Annotated in this window: 16 protein-coding genes; 12 read left to right on the top strand and 4 right to left on the bottom strand. The window is 62.6% G+C overall.

Going from position 1 to position 17,954, the window contains the following annotated elements:
* Both QO034_RS01670 and QO034_RS01665 read left to right on the top strand, forming a co-directional pair.
* Window positions 1-273 (top strand): YciI family protein, encoded by a 273-nt coding sequence (locus tag QO034_RS01670; protein ID WP_284483758.1) that lies wholly within the window; start codon window positions 1-3, stop codon window positions 271-273.
* Entirely contained in the window at window positions 273-695 is a 423-nt protein-coding gene (locus QO034_RS01665; RefSeq protein WP_284483757.1) for an EVE domain-containing protein, read from the top strand. Before QO034_RS01670 ends, QO034_RS01665 begins: the two co-directional genes overlap by 1 nt.
* Before the next feature lie 250 nt (window positions 696-945).
* Here QO034_RS01665 and QO034_RS01660 read toward each other — a convergent pair whose 3' ends face one another.
* A complete protein-coding gene (locus QO034_RS01660; protein ID WP_284483756.1) occupies window positions 946-1,287 on the bottom strand; it encodes a DUF2853 family protein in 342 nt (113 codons plus the stop codon).
* 304 nt (window positions 1,288-1,591) lie between these two features.
* Here QO034_RS01660 and QO034_RS01655 point away from each other — a divergent pair, with 304 nt between their 5' ends.
* Complete coding sequence (locus QO034_RS01655; RefSeq protein WP_284483755.1) at window positions 1,592-2,377, top strand: hypothetical protein; 786 nt, start codon at window positions 1,592-1,594, stop codon at window positions 2,375-2,377.
* Window positions 2,378-2,434: 57 nt separating this feature from the next.
* Here QO034_RS01655 and ahcY read toward each other — a convergent pair whose 3' ends face one another.
* A complete protein-coding gene (gene ahcY / locus QO034_RS01650; protein WP_284483754.1) occupies window positions 2,435-3,829 on the bottom strand; it encodes an adenosylhomocysteinase in 1,395 nt (464 codons plus the stop codon).
* Between the two features lie 165 nt (window positions 3,830-3,994).
* Between ahcY and QO034_RS01645 the strand changes: the two genes are divergently transcribed.
* The gene (locus QO034_RS01645; RefSeq protein ID WP_284483753.1) at window positions 3,995-4,591 is read left to right on the top strand and encodes an HD family hydrolase; all 597 of its coding nucleotides are present in this window, start codon (window positions 3,995-3,997) and stop codon (window positions 4,589-4,591) included.
* Between the two features lie 14 nt (window positions 4,592-4,605).
* Here the strand turns inward: QO034_RS01645 and QO034_RS01640 are convergent, their stop codons facing one another.
* On the bottom strand, window positions 4,606-5,160 hold the full coding sequence (locus tag QO034_RS01640) for an ActR/PrrA/RegA family redox response regulator transcription factor (RefSeq protein ID WP_284483752.1): 555 nt from the start codon (window positions 5,158-5,160) through the stop codon (window positions 4,606-4,608).
* Window positions 5,161-5,240: 80 nt separating this feature from the next.
* A complete protein-coding gene (locus QO034_RS01635; RefSeq protein ID WP_284483751.1) occupies window positions 5,241-5,861 on the bottom strand; it encodes an SCO family protein in 621 nt (206 codons plus the stop codon).
* A gap of 91 nt (window positions 5,862-5,952) precedes the next feature.
* Here QO034_RS01635 and regB point away from each other — a divergent pair, with 91 nt between their 5' ends.
* From regB to trxA, 8 genes are all read left to right on the top strand, one after another.
* Window positions 5,953-7,350 carry a sensor histidine kinase RegB gene (gene regB, locus QO034_RS01630; protein WP_284483750.1) on the top strand — a complete coding sequence of 466 codons (1,398 nt, stop codon included), beginning with the start codon at window positions 5,953-5,955 and terminating at the stop codon, window positions 7,348-7,350.
* 82 nt (window positions 7,351-7,432) lie between these two features.
* Entirely contained in the window at window positions 7,433-8,980 is a 1,548-nt protein-coding gene (locus QO034_RS01625; RefSeq protein WP_284483749.1) for a PAS-domain containing protein, read from the top strand.
* A gap of 65 nt (window positions 8,981-9,045) precedes the next feature.
* Window positions 9,046-9,504 (top strand): tRNA (adenosine(37)-N6)-threonylcarbamoyltransferase complex ATPase subunit type 1 TsaE, encoded by a 459-nt coding sequence (gene tsaE / locus QO034_RS01620; protein ID WP_407696706.1) that lies wholly within the window; start codon window positions 9,046-9,048, stop codon window positions 9,502-9,504.
* Window positions 9,497-10,495, top strand: a complete 999-nt coding sequence (locus tag QO034_RS01615; RefSeq protein ID WP_284483747.1) for an aminoglycoside phosphotransferase family protein — start codon at window positions 9,497-9,499, stop codon at window positions 10,493-10,495. The genes tsaE and QO034_RS01615 overlap by 8 nt, the downstream gene beginning before the upstream one ends.
* Window positions 10,492-11,184, top strand: a complete 693-nt coding sequence (locus tag QO034_RS01610; protein ID WP_284483746.1) for a nucleotidyltransferase family protein — start codon at window positions 10,492-10,494, stop codon at window positions 11,182-11,184. The genes QO034_RS01615 and QO034_RS01610 overlap by 4 nt, the downstream gene beginning before the upstream one ends.
* Window positions 11,177-14,116 carry a double-strand break repair protein AddB gene (gene addB / locus QO034_RS01605; RefSeq protein WP_284483745.1) on the top strand — a complete coding sequence of 980 codons (2,940 nt, stop codon included), beginning with the start codon at window positions 11,177-11,179 and terminating at the stop codon, window positions 14,114-14,116. The genes QO034_RS01610 and addB overlap by 8 nt, the downstream gene beginning before the upstream one ends.
* Entirely contained in the window at window positions 14,113-17,496 is a 3,384-nt protein-coding gene (gene addA / locus QO034_RS01600; protein WP_284483744.1) for a double-strand break repair helicase AddA, read from the top strand. Before addB ends, addA begins: the two co-directional genes overlap by 4 nt.
* Window positions 17,497-17,535: 39 nt before the next feature.
* The gene (trxA, locus tag QO034_RS01595; protein WP_284483743.1) at window positions 17,536-17,856 is read left to right on the top strand and encodes a thioredoxin; all 321 of its coding nucleotides are present in this window, start codon (window positions 17,536-17,538) and stop codon (window positions 17,854-17,856) included.
* Window positions 17,857-17,954: the final 98 nt, after the last annotated feature.

Genomic DNA, 17,954 nt, shown 5'->3' with positions numbered 1-17,954 from the left:
ATGCTGATAGCCCTGATCGCACGCGACAAACCCGGCGCACTGCAAACCAGAATGGACAATCGCGCGGCCCACCTGGCCTATATCGAAGAAACCGGCGTCGTGGCCCAGGCCGGGCCGCTTCTGGACAATGACGGCCAGATGAACGGCTCGCTGGTCATCCTGGACGTCGATGACATGGCCGCCGCACAGGTCTGGGCCGCGAACGATCCCTATGCGCGGGCCGGCCTGTTCGAGCGCGTCGAACTGACCGCGTGGAAAAAGGTGATCGGCTGATGGCGTTCTGGCTGTTCAAATCCGAGGCGACGACGTGGAGTTGGGAAGACCAGGTCGCAAAGGGCGATGCCGGTGAGGAATGGGACGGCGTGCGCAACTACCAGGCCCGCAATTTCATGCGCGAGATGAAGATCGGGGACCGCGGGTTCTTCTATCTGTCCCAGAAGGACAAGGCGGTCGTCGGGATTGTCGAAGTCTGCGCCGAATCCCACCCGGACAGCACGACCGACGACGACCGATGGGAATGCGTCGACATCAAGGCCGTGCGTGCCTTCTCCGTGCCGGTGACGCTGGATCAGATCAAGTCGGACGATCGCCTCGCGGACATGGTGCTCGTACGGAATTCGCGGTTGTCGGTGCAGCCGGTGGCGGACCGGGAATGGCAGGTCGTCTGCGAACTGGGCCGGACGGATCCGGACTGATCCGTCGCGCGGTTGTCGCTATCGGAAAAAATCGGGAGGGTCCTGGACGCGCCTGGACCCTCCCTCTCACCCCGCGTGTTCATGCCACCACACGCGTCTCGAAAATCTCAGGTCACAGCCGTCCTAGCCGTGCACCATGGATAGCCTGCCGCGCGGCGATTCCGCAAATGCAAAGCGCAAAGCATATGAGTCAAATGCAAGACGCCCGCTCGACAGAACGGGCGCCACACATTCCGTCCGCTGCTTGCGGTCAGCCGTAAACCGCTTCTTTCCTGAAATGCTTGGTCAGCATGTAATAAACGACGGCCCGATACTTGTTGCGCTCGGACTTGCCATAGGTCTCGATCACGCTGTCGATCGCCTCCATCAGGCTGGGGCTATCGGGTAGGCCCAGCTTCTTGATCAGAAAGTTGTTCTTCACGGTTTCCAGTTCGCTCGCATCCGTGCCCGCAACCGTCGCGGCGTCGGCGTCATAGATCGCGGGACCGCAGCCGATCGTGACTTTTGTCAGCAGGTCCATGTCCGGTGTCATGCTGCACTTGTTTTTCAGATCGTCCGCATACTGAGCGATCAAATCATCACGTTTTCCCATGATTACTCCCGTTTCATGCCGCAGCCCCAACTGGCCGTCGTCCGAAGACTAGCCGTGGCCGTCGGCAATACAAACCAAAAAACGCCGGCCGGGCCGTATCGGCGGGAAGTCACTCTGGAACCGCCATACTCAGCATCGGCACGCGGCGGCGATCCACCGCATCAAGCCGGGACCGCGCACAGCGGGAAACCGAAACCAGACTGTTGCCCAATGCCTGTCAAGCGTGCAGTCTTGACAGAATAATCGCGTGACAGGCAACTTCACCAGGACCGCGCGTTCCAACATTTGGAAAGGCAAATCTTCGATGACGCGATTCCGTTCGATTTGGGCCTCATTGTCGATGATCATCTGTCTTGCGGCGGCATCCGCCGACGCCCAGGACAATTCGGCGGCTCAGGCCAATAACCCCCTTGCCCAGACCACTTCGGTGAACTTCCAGAACTTCTATGTCGGAGACCTCACCGGCCTCGATACCGACGCCAACCAGTTCTACTTTCGCGCAGCCGTCCCGTTTCAGGCCTTCGGCGGCGACTGGATCATGCGGGCGACGCTTCCGGTCAACACGCTTCCGACCGGCCCTTCGCTGTCACACGACACCGGGATCGGCGATTTCAACGTCTTCGCCGCGTATCTGTTCGACACCGGCAATCCTGCGATCAGCTTCGGCATCGGGCCGCAATTGACCGCGCCGACGGCGACCAACTCCGATCTCGGCAGTGAAAAATGGTCGGCGGGGCTGGCGAATGTCATGTTCAACGCGACCAGCCCCAAAGTGCAATGGGGATACTTGCTGACATGGCAGGCGAGCTTTGCCGGACCGGATTCCGCACCCGACGTGAATGCCGGCGCCTTCCAGCCCTTCCTGTTTTATCAACTGGGTCAAGGCTGGTATCTGAGGTCCACCGCAATCTGGACCTACAACTTTGAAAACGACGCCTACATGATCCCCTTGGGTTTCGGCGCCGGCAAGGTGACAAAGACCGATCGGGCCGTGATCAACACCTTCATCGAACCGCAGTATACGCTCGACAGCCGCGGCACCGGGATGCCGGAATGGTCGGTCTTCGCCGGCATCAACTTTCAGTTCTGATTGACCCGAGGCCTTTGCCATCACGGAAGATGGCAAAGGCGGTCGATAGGGCGACCCTTAGTACCGGTAGTGCTCGGGCTTGAACGGCCCTTCTGGCGTCACTCCGATATAAGCCGCCTGTTCGGGGCTGAGCGTCGACAACTTGACGCCAATCCGGTCGAGATGCAGCCGCGCGACTTTTTCGTCCAGATGCTTGGGCAGCACATAGACCTCGTTCTTGTATTCATTGCCCTTGGTCCAGAGTTCGATCTGCGCCAGCACCTGGTTAGTGAAGCTGGCGGACATCACGAAGGACGGATGGCCCGTCGCGTTGCCGAGGTTCAGCAAACGGCCTTCGGACAGCAGGATGATGCGGTTGCCCGAAGGCATCTCGATCATGTCCACCTGGTCCTTGATGTTGGTCCACTTGTGATTCTTCAGCGCCGCGACCTGGATCTCGTTGTCGAAATGGCCGATGTTGCCGACGATGGCCATGTCCTTCATCTCGCGCATATGCTCGATCCGGATCACGTCCTTGTTGCCGGTGGTGGTGACGAAGATATCCGCCGTGGTCAGGCAGTCTTCGAGCGTGGTGACTTCGAATCCGTCCATCGCGGCCTGAAGCGCGCAGATCGGATCGATCTCGGTGACTTTCACCCGCGCGCCCGCGCCCTTCAGCGATGCGGCTGAGCCTTTGCCCACGTCGCCATAACCGCAAACCACGGCCACCTTGCCCGCCATCATCGTGTCGGTGGCGCGCCGGATGCCATCGACCAGGCTTTCCTTGCAGCCATACTTGTTGTCGAATTTCGACTTGGTCACGCTGTCGTTCACGTTGATCGCCGGGAACGGCAGGTGGCCCTTTTCCATCATCTGGTACAGGCGATGCACCCCGGTCGTGGTTTCTTCGGTCACGCCCTTGATCATGTGGCGCTGCTTCACGAACCAACCGGGACTCTTGGCCATGCGCTTCCTGATCTGCGCGAAGAGGAATTCCTCTTCTTCGCTGGTGGGCACGGCAATCAGGTCGGTTTCACCCTCTTCCACCCGCGCGCCCATCAGGACGTAGAGCGTCGCATCGCCGCCATCGTCCAGGATCATGTTCGCGCCGCCTTCTTCGAAATCGAAGATCCGGTCGGCGTAATCCCAGTATTCTTCCAGCGTTTCGCCCTTGATCGCGAAGACGGGCGTCCCGCCGGCGGCAATCGCGGCTGCGGCATGGTCCTGGGTCGAAAAGATGTTGCACGAGGCCCAGCGCACATCCGCACCCAGATGCACCAGCGTTTCGATCAGAACCGCAGTCTGGATCGTCATGTGCAGACTGCCGGCAATGCGCGCGCCCTTCAGCGGCTTGCTGTCGCCGTATTCGGCGCGCAGGGCCATCAGCCCCGGCATTTCGGTTTCCGCGATATCGAGTTCCTTGCGGCCATAGTCCGCAAGGCCAATGTCTTTGACGATATAATCCTGAGCCATGTGGGCACCCTCTTTGAAACTTTGGACGCCCCTAGCAGGTTCGTCCGGCTTTCTCAACGTCTTGCGGAGCCACATCTGCAATGACGGCGCGGCCAAGAAAACGGTTTTGCGGCGCCGGGCTTCGTGGGAAGAACGCGGGCACGATCAGGGGACAAGGAAAACTGCATGGCACAACAACCGCGCGCATGGCAACGGATGCTGTCGGGACGCAGGCTCGACCTGTTGGATCCGACGCCTGTGGACATCGAAATCGAGGATATCGCGCATGGGCTCGCCTTCGTCGCACGCTGGAATGGCCAGACGGTCGGCGATTTCGCCTATTCGGTGGCGGAGCATTCCTTGCTGGTCGAAATTCTGTTCCGGCGACTTGCGCCCAGATCGACGCCGAAATGGCGCCTGGCCGCATTGCTTCACGACGCCCCGGAATATGTGATCGGCGACATGATTTCGCCGGTCAAGGCGGCGGTCGGACCGGGATACGGCGACCTGGACGCCCGTCTGGCGGCCGCAATCCATATCCGGTTTGGCCTGCCTGCCTCTCTGCCTGTGGCGGTGAAGCGTCAGATCAAGAAGGCCGACCGCATGAGCGCCTGGATGGAGGCGGTCCGGATCGCCGGGTTTTCGGAAGCCGAGGCAGACCGGTTCTTTGGCAAGCCCGACCAGGCGCTTATCGCCGATCTGGACATCCGGCTGCGTCCGCCGGTGGAGGTGCGGCGCGCCTACTCGGAACGTCATGCGGAACTGATGCTACAGACCGCCTGACCGATGCGAAGCGGTCAGCGCGGGCTTCGTTTCGCCAGGATGCGCTGAAGAGTCCGGCGATGCATGTTCAGCCGGCGCGCGGTTTCGCTCACGTTGCGGTCGCAGAGTTCATAGACCCTTTGGATGTGCTCCCAGCGCACACGATCAGCACTCATCGGGTTTTCCGGCGGCGGGGGCAATTCGTCTCCGGTGGCGAGCAGGGCGTTCGTTATATCCGTCGCATCCGCGGGTTTGGACAGGTAATCCGTCGCTCCGATCTTGACCGCCGCCACAGCGGTGGCGATTGCGCCGTAGCCCGTCAGGACCACAACGCGGCTGTCGGGGCGTTTCTCGCGCAGGACCTCGACCACGTCCAGCCCGTTGCCGTCCTCGAGCCGCAGGTCCACCACGGCATAGGCCGGCGGTCTTGCGGTGGCGATCGCGCGACCCGCCGCGACCGACGACGCGGTTTCGATTTCAAAGCCCCGCTTTTCCATCGCTTTGGCCAATCTTCTCAGAAACGGTTCGTCATCGTCCACCAAGAGCAACGATCGGTCCGGCCCGATCTCATGCAGAGCTGGTTCGGCCATACGGGTCCTCCACGACGTGTATTTCCGGTATTCGGTCAACTATTAACAAGGCCGTGACAAAGGTCAAACACGGATTGAGATCACGCGTTGTCGAGGAAACAGGCGATCGTGTCCGCCATGTCTTTCGGCGAAATATCGCGCCGGAAGAACTCTACGAACCCGTGTTCCGGCAGGACCAGATAGCTGAAAGTCGAATGATCGACGAGATAGTATGCGTCATCGGCAGGCTGTGCTTTGTAGTAGGTCTTGTAGGCCTGGCTCGCGGCCTTGACCTGTTCGGGTGAGCCGGTGAGACCGATCATCCGTTCATGCAGATTGGCGGCGAACTCTCCGACCACCTCGGGCGTGTCGCGCTCCGGATCGATGGAAATGAAAACCGGCGTCACCATCTGGCCGCGCGCTTCCAGAAGGTCGATCGCCTCTGCATTTCGGGCAGTGTCCAGGGGGCAGACATCCGGGCAGAACGTATACCCGAAGTAGATCAGCGACGGTCCGGTCAGCACGTCCCCGTCGGTGACGGTCTCGCCCTGTGCGTTCACCAGTTCGAACGGGCCGCCGATCTGGCTTGTGCCTCCAGCCACCTGTCCGCTGCGGCATTGCGCGAACTGATCGTCCGGCGCGTTCATCACAGTGGCAAGCCAGATCCCGCCGACCATGGTGGCGAGAATTGCGGCGGCAAGAATGGAATAGGTTCGGGCCATGGGGCGGTCGCTCCGGATGCGTTGGGCGGTTGACGTTTGCGACCGGACACCTATCAACTTAGTCAGTCGTTGCAACCGACATGGGGCACTTATGACCGAATTTGACATGGGCCTTATGCACGGTCAATCGCGCAGCAACTGGATTCGCCTGCGCACCCTGATCCTGCTGCGCTGGGTCGCCATAGCCGGTCAGCTGATCGCGATCACCGTCGCGCAACGTATGTATCACCTGCAACTGGAACTCGGTCTTTGCTACCTGGCGATCGGGGTTTCGGTCATCGGCAACCTGATCGCCATTTTCGTCTTTCCGGAAAACAAGCGCCTGACGGAAACGGAGAACTTCCTGATGGTGCTGTTTGACCTGCTGCAACTGGCGTTCCTTCTCTACCTGACCGGCGGTCTGCACAACCCGTTCGCGCTGCTGCTGGTCGGTCCGGTCACGATATCCGCCAGCGTGATGGGGCTGCGCTCAACCGTTCTCATCGGCAGCACGGCGATCATCCTCGTCACTCTCATGGCGCAGTTCCACCTGCCGCTGCGCACGGAACAGGGATTCATCCTGCGTATTCCGGACGTGTTCGTGTTCGGGAACTGGGCCGCGATCATTATCGCCATCATCTTCATGGGTGCCTATTCGCGCAGGATCAGTTCCGAAATCCGCTCGATGAACGACGCTCTGGCGGCGACGCGGATGGCGTTGTCGCGCGAACAGAAACTGACCGATCTGGGCGGCGTGGTCGCCGCCGCCGCTCACGAACTGGGCACGCCGCTGGCCACCATCAAACTGGCCAGCGCGGAACTGATCGAAGAACTCGAAGACCACCCGGACCTGCGCGAAGACGCGGAACTGATCCGCGAGCAGGCGGACCGGTGCCGCGACATCCTGCGCGACATGGGCCGGGCGGGAAAGGACGACCTGCACCTCCGCCAGGCTCCGTTGAGCGCGGTCATCAACGAAGCCGCGGAACCGCATATGCATCGCGGAAAGCACGTCCATTTCGAAGAGGGCCCCGGCCTCGGCGGCGGCTACCAGCAGCCATCGGTTCTGCGCAAACCGGAAATGATCCACGGGCTGCGCAATCTCATCCAGAACGGCGTCGATTTCGCCCGCGCGAACGTCTGGATCGAAGCGACCTGGACCGAAGACGTGATTTCCGTCCGGATCCTGGATGACGGTCGCGGCTATCCCCCGCAGATGATCGGACGGATAGGCGACCCGTTCGTGCGCCGGCGCCGAACGGACACCGACCGCAAGACGCGGCCGGAATACGAGGGCATGGGCCTCGGTCTGTTCATCGCCAAGACGCTTCTGGAACGGTCCGGCGCCGAACTGAGCTTTGCCAACGGATCGGACCCTTATCAGCCCGAACCGCTCAGGAAGGAACGCCGGGGCGCCATTGTCGAAGTCGTCTGGCCACGCAGCAAGATCGATGTGCAGTTCGGCGAGAACGCCGTTCCAATCGGCCGGAACAAGCCGATCGAAATCTGACGCCGCGATTCCATCGGGTTAAGCCCGCGTTAACCATTTTCATCGCAGACTGGACCGGAACCAGCAAAGGCAAAGCTGCGGAATGCAGGATTTCATGATCATGGAATGGGTCGCCCTCGCGGCGATCTGCGCGGCGACGGCGTTTCTGGCCGTCACCCTGTTGTCCCGACGCGGAACCAACGCGTCCCTTGGACCGTCATCCAGTGTCGATGCGGTGTGGATCTTCGACGGTTCGGAACTTCTGGATGCAACACGCGAGGCATCGGAAATTTTCGGCCAGCCGCAGGGATCGGACGACTGGTCCGATCTGCGGGACAAGCTCGTGCCAGGATTTCCCGGCTTTCCGACCAGCCCCTCGCTGGTGAAGGCAAGCGGCCAGATCATAGCTCCCGGTTCCGGGTTGCGCGACGCCAAGGAAGTCGTTTGCGAATGGATCGACGGGATTACCCGCGTCCAGATGCGCAACCAGCCCGTCCGGAAATCGAAAGGGATCGGCAGGGCCCCCAGATCGGATTCCGAGGAACTGCGAACACTGCGCGTCGCGATCAACAACGCCTACTATCCAGTTTGGCGGGTCGATGACGACGGGTCGGTTTCGTGGTTCAACACCGCCTATGAAACGCTTTGCATGACCGTGCAGGGACAGAAACCGGGACCCGATACCGGATTGTTCGCCAGCCAGAACGAGCCTCCGATCCCGACCAAAAGGGCGCGCCGCAGCCTGACGGTGCCCGAAACGGGCCAGAAGCTCTGGTTCGACGTGTCGGTCGTGCAAACAGACGCCGGAACGCTGTGCTACGCGGTCAATGTCAACGCGGTGGTCGAGGCGGAAGCGGCGCAGCGCAGTTTCGTGCAGACTCTGGCAAAGACCTTCGCGCAACTGTCGACGGGCCTGGCGATCTTCGACAGGAACCGGCAGTTGGTCCTGTTCAATCCCGCCCTGATCGACCTGACAGCCTTGCCCGCCGATTTTCTGAGCGCGCGGCCGACGCTGCTGTCGTTTTTCGACCGTTTGCGCGACCAGAAGATGATGCCGGAACCCAAGAACTACGGCAGCTGGCGGGACCAGATGGCGGATCTGGTTGAAGCGGCAGCGAGCGGGCGCTACCAGGAAACCTGGTCGCTGCCGTCCGGTTCCGTTTATTCCGTCAGCGGCCGCCCGCATCCGGACGGTGCCGTCGCGTTCCTGATCGAAGACATAACCGCGGAAATCACCCTGACCCGGCGGTTCCGTTCCGACCTGGAACTCGGCCAGGCGATCCTCGACAAGATCGACGACGCCATCGCTGTGTTCTCGATGGAGGGCAACCTGACGTTTTCCAACAAGGCCTATCAGAAGCTCTGGAACGTGGACCCGGAAAAGAGCTTTGCGCAGACCGGCGTTCTGGATGCGATCCGGGTATGGCAGGAAAAATGCATGGCGACACCGGTCTGGGGAGACATCCGGGATTTTGTCCTGATCCAGGAAAACCGGGCGGAATGGTGGGCCAAGATCGCCCTGACATCGGGTGAAGTCCTGATTTGCAGCATCCATCCGATTCACAGCGGGTCCACGCTGATCAACTTCAGCCGGTCGGCCGCGGCGCCGGCCCCGATCCGGGAACCCGCGCTGGAACTGAACGCCGACTGACGTTCCCGCTTGCGACCGGATTCACGCGCCTGCATTGTGGCGCAATGACGATCAGGCACAAATCCATGGCCGTCCGGTCTCCGGATGAAACCGCCCAACTGGCCAGGGCCATCGGCGCACGTATGGCCGCCGGCGACTGCATTCTGCTGACCGGCGATATCGGCGCGGGAAAGACCCATTTCGCACGCCACCTGATCCAGTCGCGGCTGGAAACGCCCGAAGACGTTCCTTCGCCCACATTTACCCTGGTTCAGACCTACGACATCCCGGACGGGGAAATCTGGCATGCCGATCTCTATCGCCTGACGGATCCGGACGAAATCGAGGAACTTGGCCTGACGGACGCTTTCGATACGGCGATCTGCCTGGTCGAATGGCCGGAAAATCTCGGCCCGCTCGCGCCGGAGAACGCGCTTGACCTCAGGATCGAAACCGACCCGGATCAGGAGACCCTGCGCTGCCTGCATTTCGTCTGGCACGATCCGAAATGGGACCTGAAAACGGAGTGCCTGACCAGTGCCTGACAGAAATGCGCTTGCAGAAACCTTCCTGTCCGGCACGGACTGGGCGACGACCGATCGCGCGCCGCTCGCCGGGGACGCGTCCAACCGGCGCTATGAACGCCTGACAAGACCGGGCACCGGACAAACCGCGGTCCTGATGGATGCCCCGCCCGAACGCGGCGAGGACGTGCGCCCGTTCCTGCGGATCGCGAGGCACCTCAAAAAGATCGGTCTCAGCGCCCCCCGGATCCTGGCCGAGGATCCGGTGCACGGTTTCCTTCTGATCGAGGATCTGGGCGACGCCCTGTTCGCCCGCGTCATTCCCGAACGCCCCGATCTGGAGCCTGTTCTCTACGAGGCCGCCACGGACGTTCTGCTAAAGTTGCACAAGGCGCCGATGCCGGATCTCGATCCCTATGACGCGGCACGGATGACCGACATGGCGGCGCTGGCCTTTTCGAAATACCGGCAGGGAATTGTCGGCGACAACACGGGCGAAGACCTGTTTCGGGAAAAGTTTCCGGGCATCCTGTCGCGCATCGAACCGGCCGATCCGGTCCTGATTCAGCGGGACTATCACGCGGAAAACCTGTTGTGGCTGCCGGATCGGCAAGGCGTTGCCCGTGTCGGTCTTCTCGATTTTCAGGACGCGATGTCGGGCCATCCGGCCTATGATCTGGTGTCGTTGTTGCAGGACGCCCGACGCGACGTGCCGGACGCCATTCAGTCCGGGATGAAAGACCGCTACATCGAAGGCTCCGGCATCGACCGCGCGGCATTCGATATCGCCTATACCTGCCTCGGCGTGCAGAGAAACCTGCGCATTCTCGGGGTCTTCGCCCGGCTTGGCAAAGACTACGGAAAACCGCACTACGTTGACCTCATTCCACGGGTCTGGCGGTATTTGCTAAGCGGGCTGCAACATCCCGCCCTGGCCTCTGTTGCCCTCATTCTGAACGACGCCCTGCCGCAGCCGACAGCGGAAAACCTTCAGAAATTGCGGATGCCATGACTGGACTGCCCAAGGCCGTGATGCTCTTTGCCGCCGGATTCGGCACCCGTATGGGCGCCCTGACCAAGGATCGGCCAAAACCGCTGATCCCGGTCGCGGGTCGCGCCCTGATCGACCATACGCTAACCTTGGCCAGGGAAATCGCGCCCGACAGGATCGTTGCGAACACGCATTACAAACCGGACCAGATGCAACGCCACCTGCAGCCGCTCGGCGTCGCAATCTCTTCGGAACAGCCGGAAATCCTGGAAACCGGAGGGGGACTCAAGGCGGCCCTGCCGCTGCTTGGTTCCGGGCCGGTCTTTGCGATGAACACCGACGCAATCTGGATCGGGCCGAATCCATTGCGCCTGCTGCGCGATGCCTGGCGTCCCGACGAAATGGACGCTCTGTTGATGTGCGTCCCGGTCGCTTCGGCCTTCGGATACGATGGGGTTGGCGATTTCACATGCGATCAAGGCGGACGAATCCACCGTGGCGCGGGGCTTGTCTATGGCGGTGCGCAGATCCTCAAGACCGACGGGCTTGCCTCCATCCCTCAAAAGGCTTTTTCCCTGAACCTGTTCTGGGATGCGATGATGGAAAAGGGCAGGCTGCGCACATTGTCCTATCCCGGACGCTGGTGCGACGTCGGCCATCCCGCCGGGCTCGAACTGGCGGAAGACCTGCTGAAGGATGCGAATGTTTGAACCAGGCGACAAGCCGCGCGTCTTCGGTCTGCCGCCGGGGGTGGATTTTCCCAAGGCGCTGATCGACGGGTTGGCCGAACGCAGCGATGCGTCCCGTCCCGAAGACCTGGCGCGCGTGAACCTTGTCGTCAATACCCGGCGCATGGCGCGTCGCATCCGCGAAATCTTCGATGCGGGCCCGCCGAGGCTGCTGCCGCGCATCAGCTTGCTGACCAGCCTCCAAACGCCCCCCGGCCAAGCTCCGCTTCCGCCGCCGGTCCCACCGCTGCGCCGCAGGCTGGAACTGGCGCAGCTGGTCGGGCGAATGCTGGACCGGGAACCGGACCTGGCCGCACGGGAATCGATCTTTGGCCTTGCGGACAGTCTCGCGGAGCTTCTCGACGAAATGCAGGGCGAAGGCATTTCCCCTGATGTGATCCAGACACTCGATGTCAGCGACATGTCAGGACACTGGGCAAGAACGAAGCAGTTCCTGGGCATCGTCGATGACTACGTCACAGCACAGGGCGACATGGAACTGGACGGGCAGGCCAGGCAGAGACTGCTGGTCAGGTCCCTGATCGGGTCCTGGAAAACGGCGCCTCCCAAAACGCCGCTGATCCTTGCGGGTTCGACCGGCTCGCGGGGAACCACGGCGATGCTGATGGCGGCGGTGTCACGCCTGCCGCAGGGCGCCATCGTCTTGCCGGGCTTCGATTTCGACCAGCCCCTACCGGTCTGGGACGGGATGGACAACGCGCTTCACTGCGAAGACCACCCGCAGTTCCGTTTTAAGAAACTGACGCAGATCCTTGGCATCGAACCCGGCGACATCGCGCCATGGACCGGGGCGACGCCGCCATCCCCCGGTCGCAACAGGCTGATATCCCTGGCGCTTCGTCCGGCCCCTGTCACCGATGCCTGGCTGACGGAAGGCCCGCTGTTGCGCGATATCGACATAGCGACCTCCGATGTCACGATCCTCCAGGCACCCGATCCCCGAACCGAGGCGCTGGCGATTGCACTGCGGCTGCGCCAGGCCGCCGAAACCGGACAGATCGCTGCGCTCATCACCCCGGACCGGATGCTGACGCGCAGGGTCAGCGCGGCGCTGGATCGGTGGGATATCCTGCCCGACGACAGCGCCGGACTGCCGTTGCAACTGTCCCCGCCGGGCCGTTTCCTGCGCCATGTCGCGGAACTGTTCACCAAACCCCTGACGGTGGAAATGCTGCTTGCCCTGCTCAAGCACCCTCTGTGCCATGACGGTCCGGAACGGGGCAATCATCTCAGGCACACGCGGGACCTGGAACTGCATCTGCGCCGCCATGGACCGCCGTTTCCAACTGCAGCGGCCCTGAAAGACATCCGGCTTCAGCTGAAGGACGCCCCGCCACAGGATTGGGTGGATTGGCTTGGCAGAGTGCTCTGCGCTCAGGACGGTGCGACGACGCTCGACCTGTCCGACTGGACAAGGCGGCTCCGGTCAACGGCCGAGGCACTGGCGGCAGGGGCAGGCGGAACCGGCTGCGGAACGCTCTGGGACAGGAACGCCGGACAGAAGGCCCTGGCGGTCCTGTCCGACCTCGAATCCGAAGCCGCCCATGGCGGAGCAATGACGCCGCGCGAATTCTCCGATCTGCTGGGATCACTGCTGTCCGGAGAAGAGGTTCGCGACAGGGACGCGCCGCATGACCGGATCATGATCTGGGGCACGCTGGAGGCGCGGGTCCAGGGGGCCGACCTTGTTATCCTCGGCGGGTTGAACGAAGGAAGCTGGCCGGAATCGACCGCGCCCGATCCCTGGCTCAACCGGACCATGCGGGCGCGGGCGGGATTGCTGCTGCCGGAACGGCGCGTCGGTCTGTCGGCGCATGATTTCCAGCAGGCCGCCAGCGCGCCCGAGGTCTGGCTGACTCGGTCCAGGCGCTCGGAAGACGCGGAAACGGTTCCGGCGCGCTGGCTCAATCGGGTCCTGAACCTGCTTCAGGGATTGCCGGATCAGAACGGCCCCAAGGCCGTTCAGGATATGCAGGCGCGCGGCCAGACCTGGCTCGATTGGGCCGCCGAACTCGACGCCGCCCCCAGAATCGCGCCCGCGCTTCGCCCATCGCCCCGTCCTCCGGTCGCCGCGCGCCCGAGGCGGCTGTCGGTGACGGAGATCAAGAGGCTAATCCGCGACCCCTACGCCATCTACGCGAAACATGTCCTGCGGCTGCACCCGCTCAATCCGCTGGTCAAGGTGCCGGACGCGCTGGTCCGCGGCAATGCCGTGCATGAACTGTTCGAAGACTTCATCCGAAACAGCCTGATCCACCCGGAACAGCTGAACCGTGAGGCCTTCATGGACATGGCCCGCGACGTTCTGGAACGGGTTGTCCCCTGGCCGGCCGCGCGCCGGCTGTGGCTCGCGCGTCTTGACCGCATTGCGGATGCGTTTCTGGCAGGCGAGATCCGGCGACGTGCCACGGCGGTTCCGATCGCGTTCGAAGCCGGGATGAACGCAAGGCTGCTGCCGCTGGATTTCACGCTGACCGGGCGCGCGGATCGTATCGATCAGGACAGGTCGGGCGCGCTGCGTATCTATGACTACAAGACCGGAAACCCGCCATCGGCACCGGAGCAGGCCAGGTTCGACAAGCAGCTGCTGATCGAAGCCGCCATCGCGGAGCAGGGCGGTTTCATGGATCTCGATCCGGCCCCGGTCGCCGAGGCGGTTTTCCTTGGCGTCGGCGGGTCCGTCAAGGAAGTTCCCGCACCGTTGCAAGGCGAACCCGCTGCCAAGGTGCTGGCCGATCTGATCTCTCTGATCGGCGCCTATCTTGAACCGGATCAGGGATTTACCGCGCGCCGCATGTTGCAGAGGGATTCCGACAATGGCGATTACGATCACCTGGCGCGGTTCGGCGAATGGGACAACAGCGCCGAACCGGTTCCGGAGGATCTGGAATGACTGTTCGGAACGACGCGACAGAGGCGCAGGTCATCGCTGCCCGCCCGGATGCCTCTACATGGCTGGCAGCGAATGCCGGATCCGGCAAAACCCATGTGCTGACCGACCGGGTCGCCCGGTTGCTGCTGAACGGAGTCCGGCCCGAACAGATTCTGTGCCTGACCTACACCAAGGCCGCGGCCAGCGAGATGCAGAACCGGTTGTTCAAACGCCTCGGCGCATGGTCCATGCTGGATAACGATACGCTGGAACGCACGCTTGCGGACCTCGGAGCGGACCATCCCATTCCGCCAGAACGGCTTTCCCACGCGAGAACGCTGTTCGCGCGCGCGATCGAGGCTCCGGGCGGCCTGAAGATCCAGACCATCCATTCCTTCTGCGCATCGCTCTTGCGGCGGTTCCCGCTTGAAGCTGGCGTCAGCCCGCAGTTCACGGAAATGAGCACCCGCGCCGCCGACCTCTTGCAGGCGGAGATCGTCGAGGATTTCGCCGGCGGGCCGAATGCGCCGCTGATCGACGATCTGGCCGTTCATGTCACCGATACCGGGTTTGAAACCCTCACCAGGAACATCGTTCAGCACAACGAAGCCTTTCAGGACCCCATGGACTGGCAGGCGCTTGAGAACCTGTTGGACCTGCCGCCAGACCTGGACGAGGACGAATTGGCGCGGCGCGTGTTTCTCGGGTCCGAAGCAAGCCTCCTGGCGGATCTGCGGGAAGCGCTGCAAACCGGCTCGAAGCTCGACCAGAATGCCCTCGACAAGCTGACCGGCATTGCAACGCCGACACTGGCCGACCTGCCGGTTCTGGAAAGCGTGTTCCTGACCGGGGCCGGCGCGAAAACCCCTTTTTCCGCCAAGGTCGGCACCTTTCCGACCAAGCCCGTTCAGGCCGCGCACGCGATGCTGATGTCGGAACTCGATCCGTTCATGCAGCGGGTGGAAGCCGCGCGCGCCCTGCGTATCGGGCTGGCGGCGGCGCGGAAATCCTTCGTGCTGCACCGCTTTGCCGCAGCGTTCCTGAAGGAATATGCGCGGCGAAAACAGATCCGCGGATGGCTCGATTTCGACGATCTTATCCAGAAGGCGCGGCGCCTGCTCAACGATCCGTCGGTCGCCCAATGGGTGCTGTATCGACTGGATGGCGGGATTGATCATATTCTCGTGGATGAGGCCCAGGATACCAGCCCGGCCCAGTGGGACGTGGTGGAAAAGCTGGCGCAGGAATTCTCCAGCGGCATGGGCGCCCGCGCGGATGTCCAAAGAACCATCTTCGTTGTCGGAGACAAGAAACAGTCGATCTATTCGTTTCAGGGTGCCGATCCGGATGAATTCGACCGCATGCAGATCGAATTCGACGAACGGTTGCGGCATAGCGGAACAGGCCTGCAGAACCGGACGCTGGAATATTCCTTCCGTTCCTCCAAGGCCATTCTGAACCTGGTTGACCTGGTCTTCACGGGACGCGCCGAAGCCGGGTTTCCGGTGGGTTCCGTGCATCACGCGTTCAAGTCGAACCTGCCCGGACGGGTGGACCTGTGGCCGGTGGTGGAAAAATCCGCCGATGTGGATGACCGCGTCTGGACCGACCCGGTCGATCGCCCCAGCCCAAAGAACCACAACCTGATCCTGGCGGAACGGATCGCCAGGACCATCCGGACGATGATCGAAACCGGCGAAACCATTCCGGTTGACGGCGACACGCCCGGCGCGCTTTGCAAACGCCCGGTTCAGGCCGGTGATTTCCTGATCCTCGTGCAGCGCCGGTCGGATCTGTTCGCTGAAATTATCCGGGCCTGCAAGGCGGAAAGGCTCGAAATCGCCGGGGCGGACCGGCTCAAGGTCGGCGCTGAACTGGCGGTCAAGGACCTTGCCGCCCTGCTCGGCTTTCTTGCCACGCCTGAAGACAGCGTGTCGCTGGCGACCGCGCTCCGGTCGCCCCTGTTCGGCTGGAGCGAACAGGATCTTTTCGATCTCGCCCACCGGCGCGACACGCCGTTTCTATGGACCGCCTTGCGGCAACGGCACCAGGATTACCCAGGAACCATGGCGATCCTGAACGACCTGCGGTCCCGGACCGATTTCATGCGCCCTTACGATCTGATCGAACGGATTCTGACGCGGCACGACGGACGCAGGAAACTTCTGGGGCGGCTGGGAACCGAGGCTGAGGACGGAATCAACGCCTTGCTGTCACAGGCTCTCGCCTACGAGAAATCGGACGTTCCCAGCCTGACCGGATTCCTGGTCTGGATGGAAACCGACGATCTTGAAATAAAGCGCGAGATGGGCAGCGTCGGAAACATGGTCAGGGTGATGACAGTGCACGGCGCCAAGGGGCTTGAATCGCCGATCGTCATCCTGCCGGATACCGCCGCCCGTCGGGGGCCGCAGGGGAGCGAGATCGTCACCGTCCGGGGCAGACCGCTCTGGCGGATGAATGCCGCCGAAATGCCCGACACGTTGCAGGACGCCCGCGACCAGACGCGCGACCGGCAGATGAACGAACGGCTGCGGCTGCTTTATGTGGCGATGACCCGCGCCGAGAAATGGCTGATCGTCGCGGCGGCGGGCGACTTGGACAAGAACGGGGACACCTGGTATCAGATCATCGAGTCCGGGTTGAACGCTGCCGGAGCGGACCCGTTCGTGTTCCCGTTCGGCCCCGGACTGCGCCTGTCCCACGCGGACTGGGGCGCGCTCGAACCGATAGCGCCGCCAAGAACAACGCGGCACGTGGTGCCCGCGCCGGGGTTCCTGAAGACACCGGCGCGTCCGCCCGATCCTGTTCCCGCCACCCTGAGCCCGTCCGATCTCGGAGGGGAAAAGGCGCTGCCTGGCGACGCGGGGCTGGACGAAGAGGCCGCGAAACAGCGCGGCACGCGGATTCACACCTTGCTGGAGCGTCTGCCGGACTTGGCGCCGCGCACCTGGCCATCCGCCTTGCCGCTCCTGCTGCCCGACTGCACGGACCCGGAACGCGAAGATGTCTTCGCCGAGGCCTCGGCGGTGCTGGCCGACCCGGCGCTCCGTCCGCTTTTCGCGCCCGGAACGCTGGGCGAAGTTGCGGTTTCCGGCGATGTTCACGGCCTGCGCACCCATGGCGTGATCGACCGGCTTGTGATCGGCGACGATTTCATCCACGCGATCGACTTCAAGACCAACGCGACCGTTCCCGGCCAGCCCGAAACCTGTCCCGAAGGGTTGCTGCGCCAGATGGGCGCTTATGTCGAACTCCTGCGGCAGATCTATCCGGACCGCAGGATCCTCACCAGCCTGCTCTGGACCCGGACCGCGACGCTGATGCGGATGCCCGACGATCTTGTGACCGAAGCGCTCCTGCGTTCGCCGCGTCTTGACGCGGACCGCGCGTCTACTTAGGTCTAACACTCCAAGACATTTTCATTCAGGAGCCCGAATATGTCCACCGTTGCCGTCACGGACGCCACTTTTGAGGCCGAAGTCAAGAATTCCGATATCCCCGTCGTGGTGGATTTCTGGGCCGAATGGTGCGGCCCCTGCAAGCAGATCGGCCCGGCGTTGGAAGAACTGGCCGCCGAATACGGTGACAAGATCAAGATCGCCAAGGTCGACGTGGACAACAACCCGAATGCCGCCGCAGCCCTTGGCGTGCGCGGCATCCCGGCCCTGTTCATCTTCAAGGATGGCCAGGTCGTATCGAACATGGCCGGCGCGAAACCGAAAGCGGCGCTGCAAAACTGGATCGACGAATCGATCTGACCGGATCTTTCGCCTGCTTTTCAGGGCGTCCGGTCTTCGGGCGCCCTTTCTGTTGCCGGACCGGCACCTTGCAGCCCGATCGGTGCCGATCCATATAG

The organism is Sedimentitalea xiamensis (assembly GCF_030164465.1).
GTDB classification, from domain to species: domain Bacteria; phylum Pseudomonadota; class Alphaproteobacteria; order Rhodobacterales; family Rhodobacteraceae; genus Sedimentitalea; species Sedimentitalea xiamensis.
Note: the sequence above shows the minus strand (reverse complement) of the source record. Positions and strands in the feature narration are given on the sequence as shown.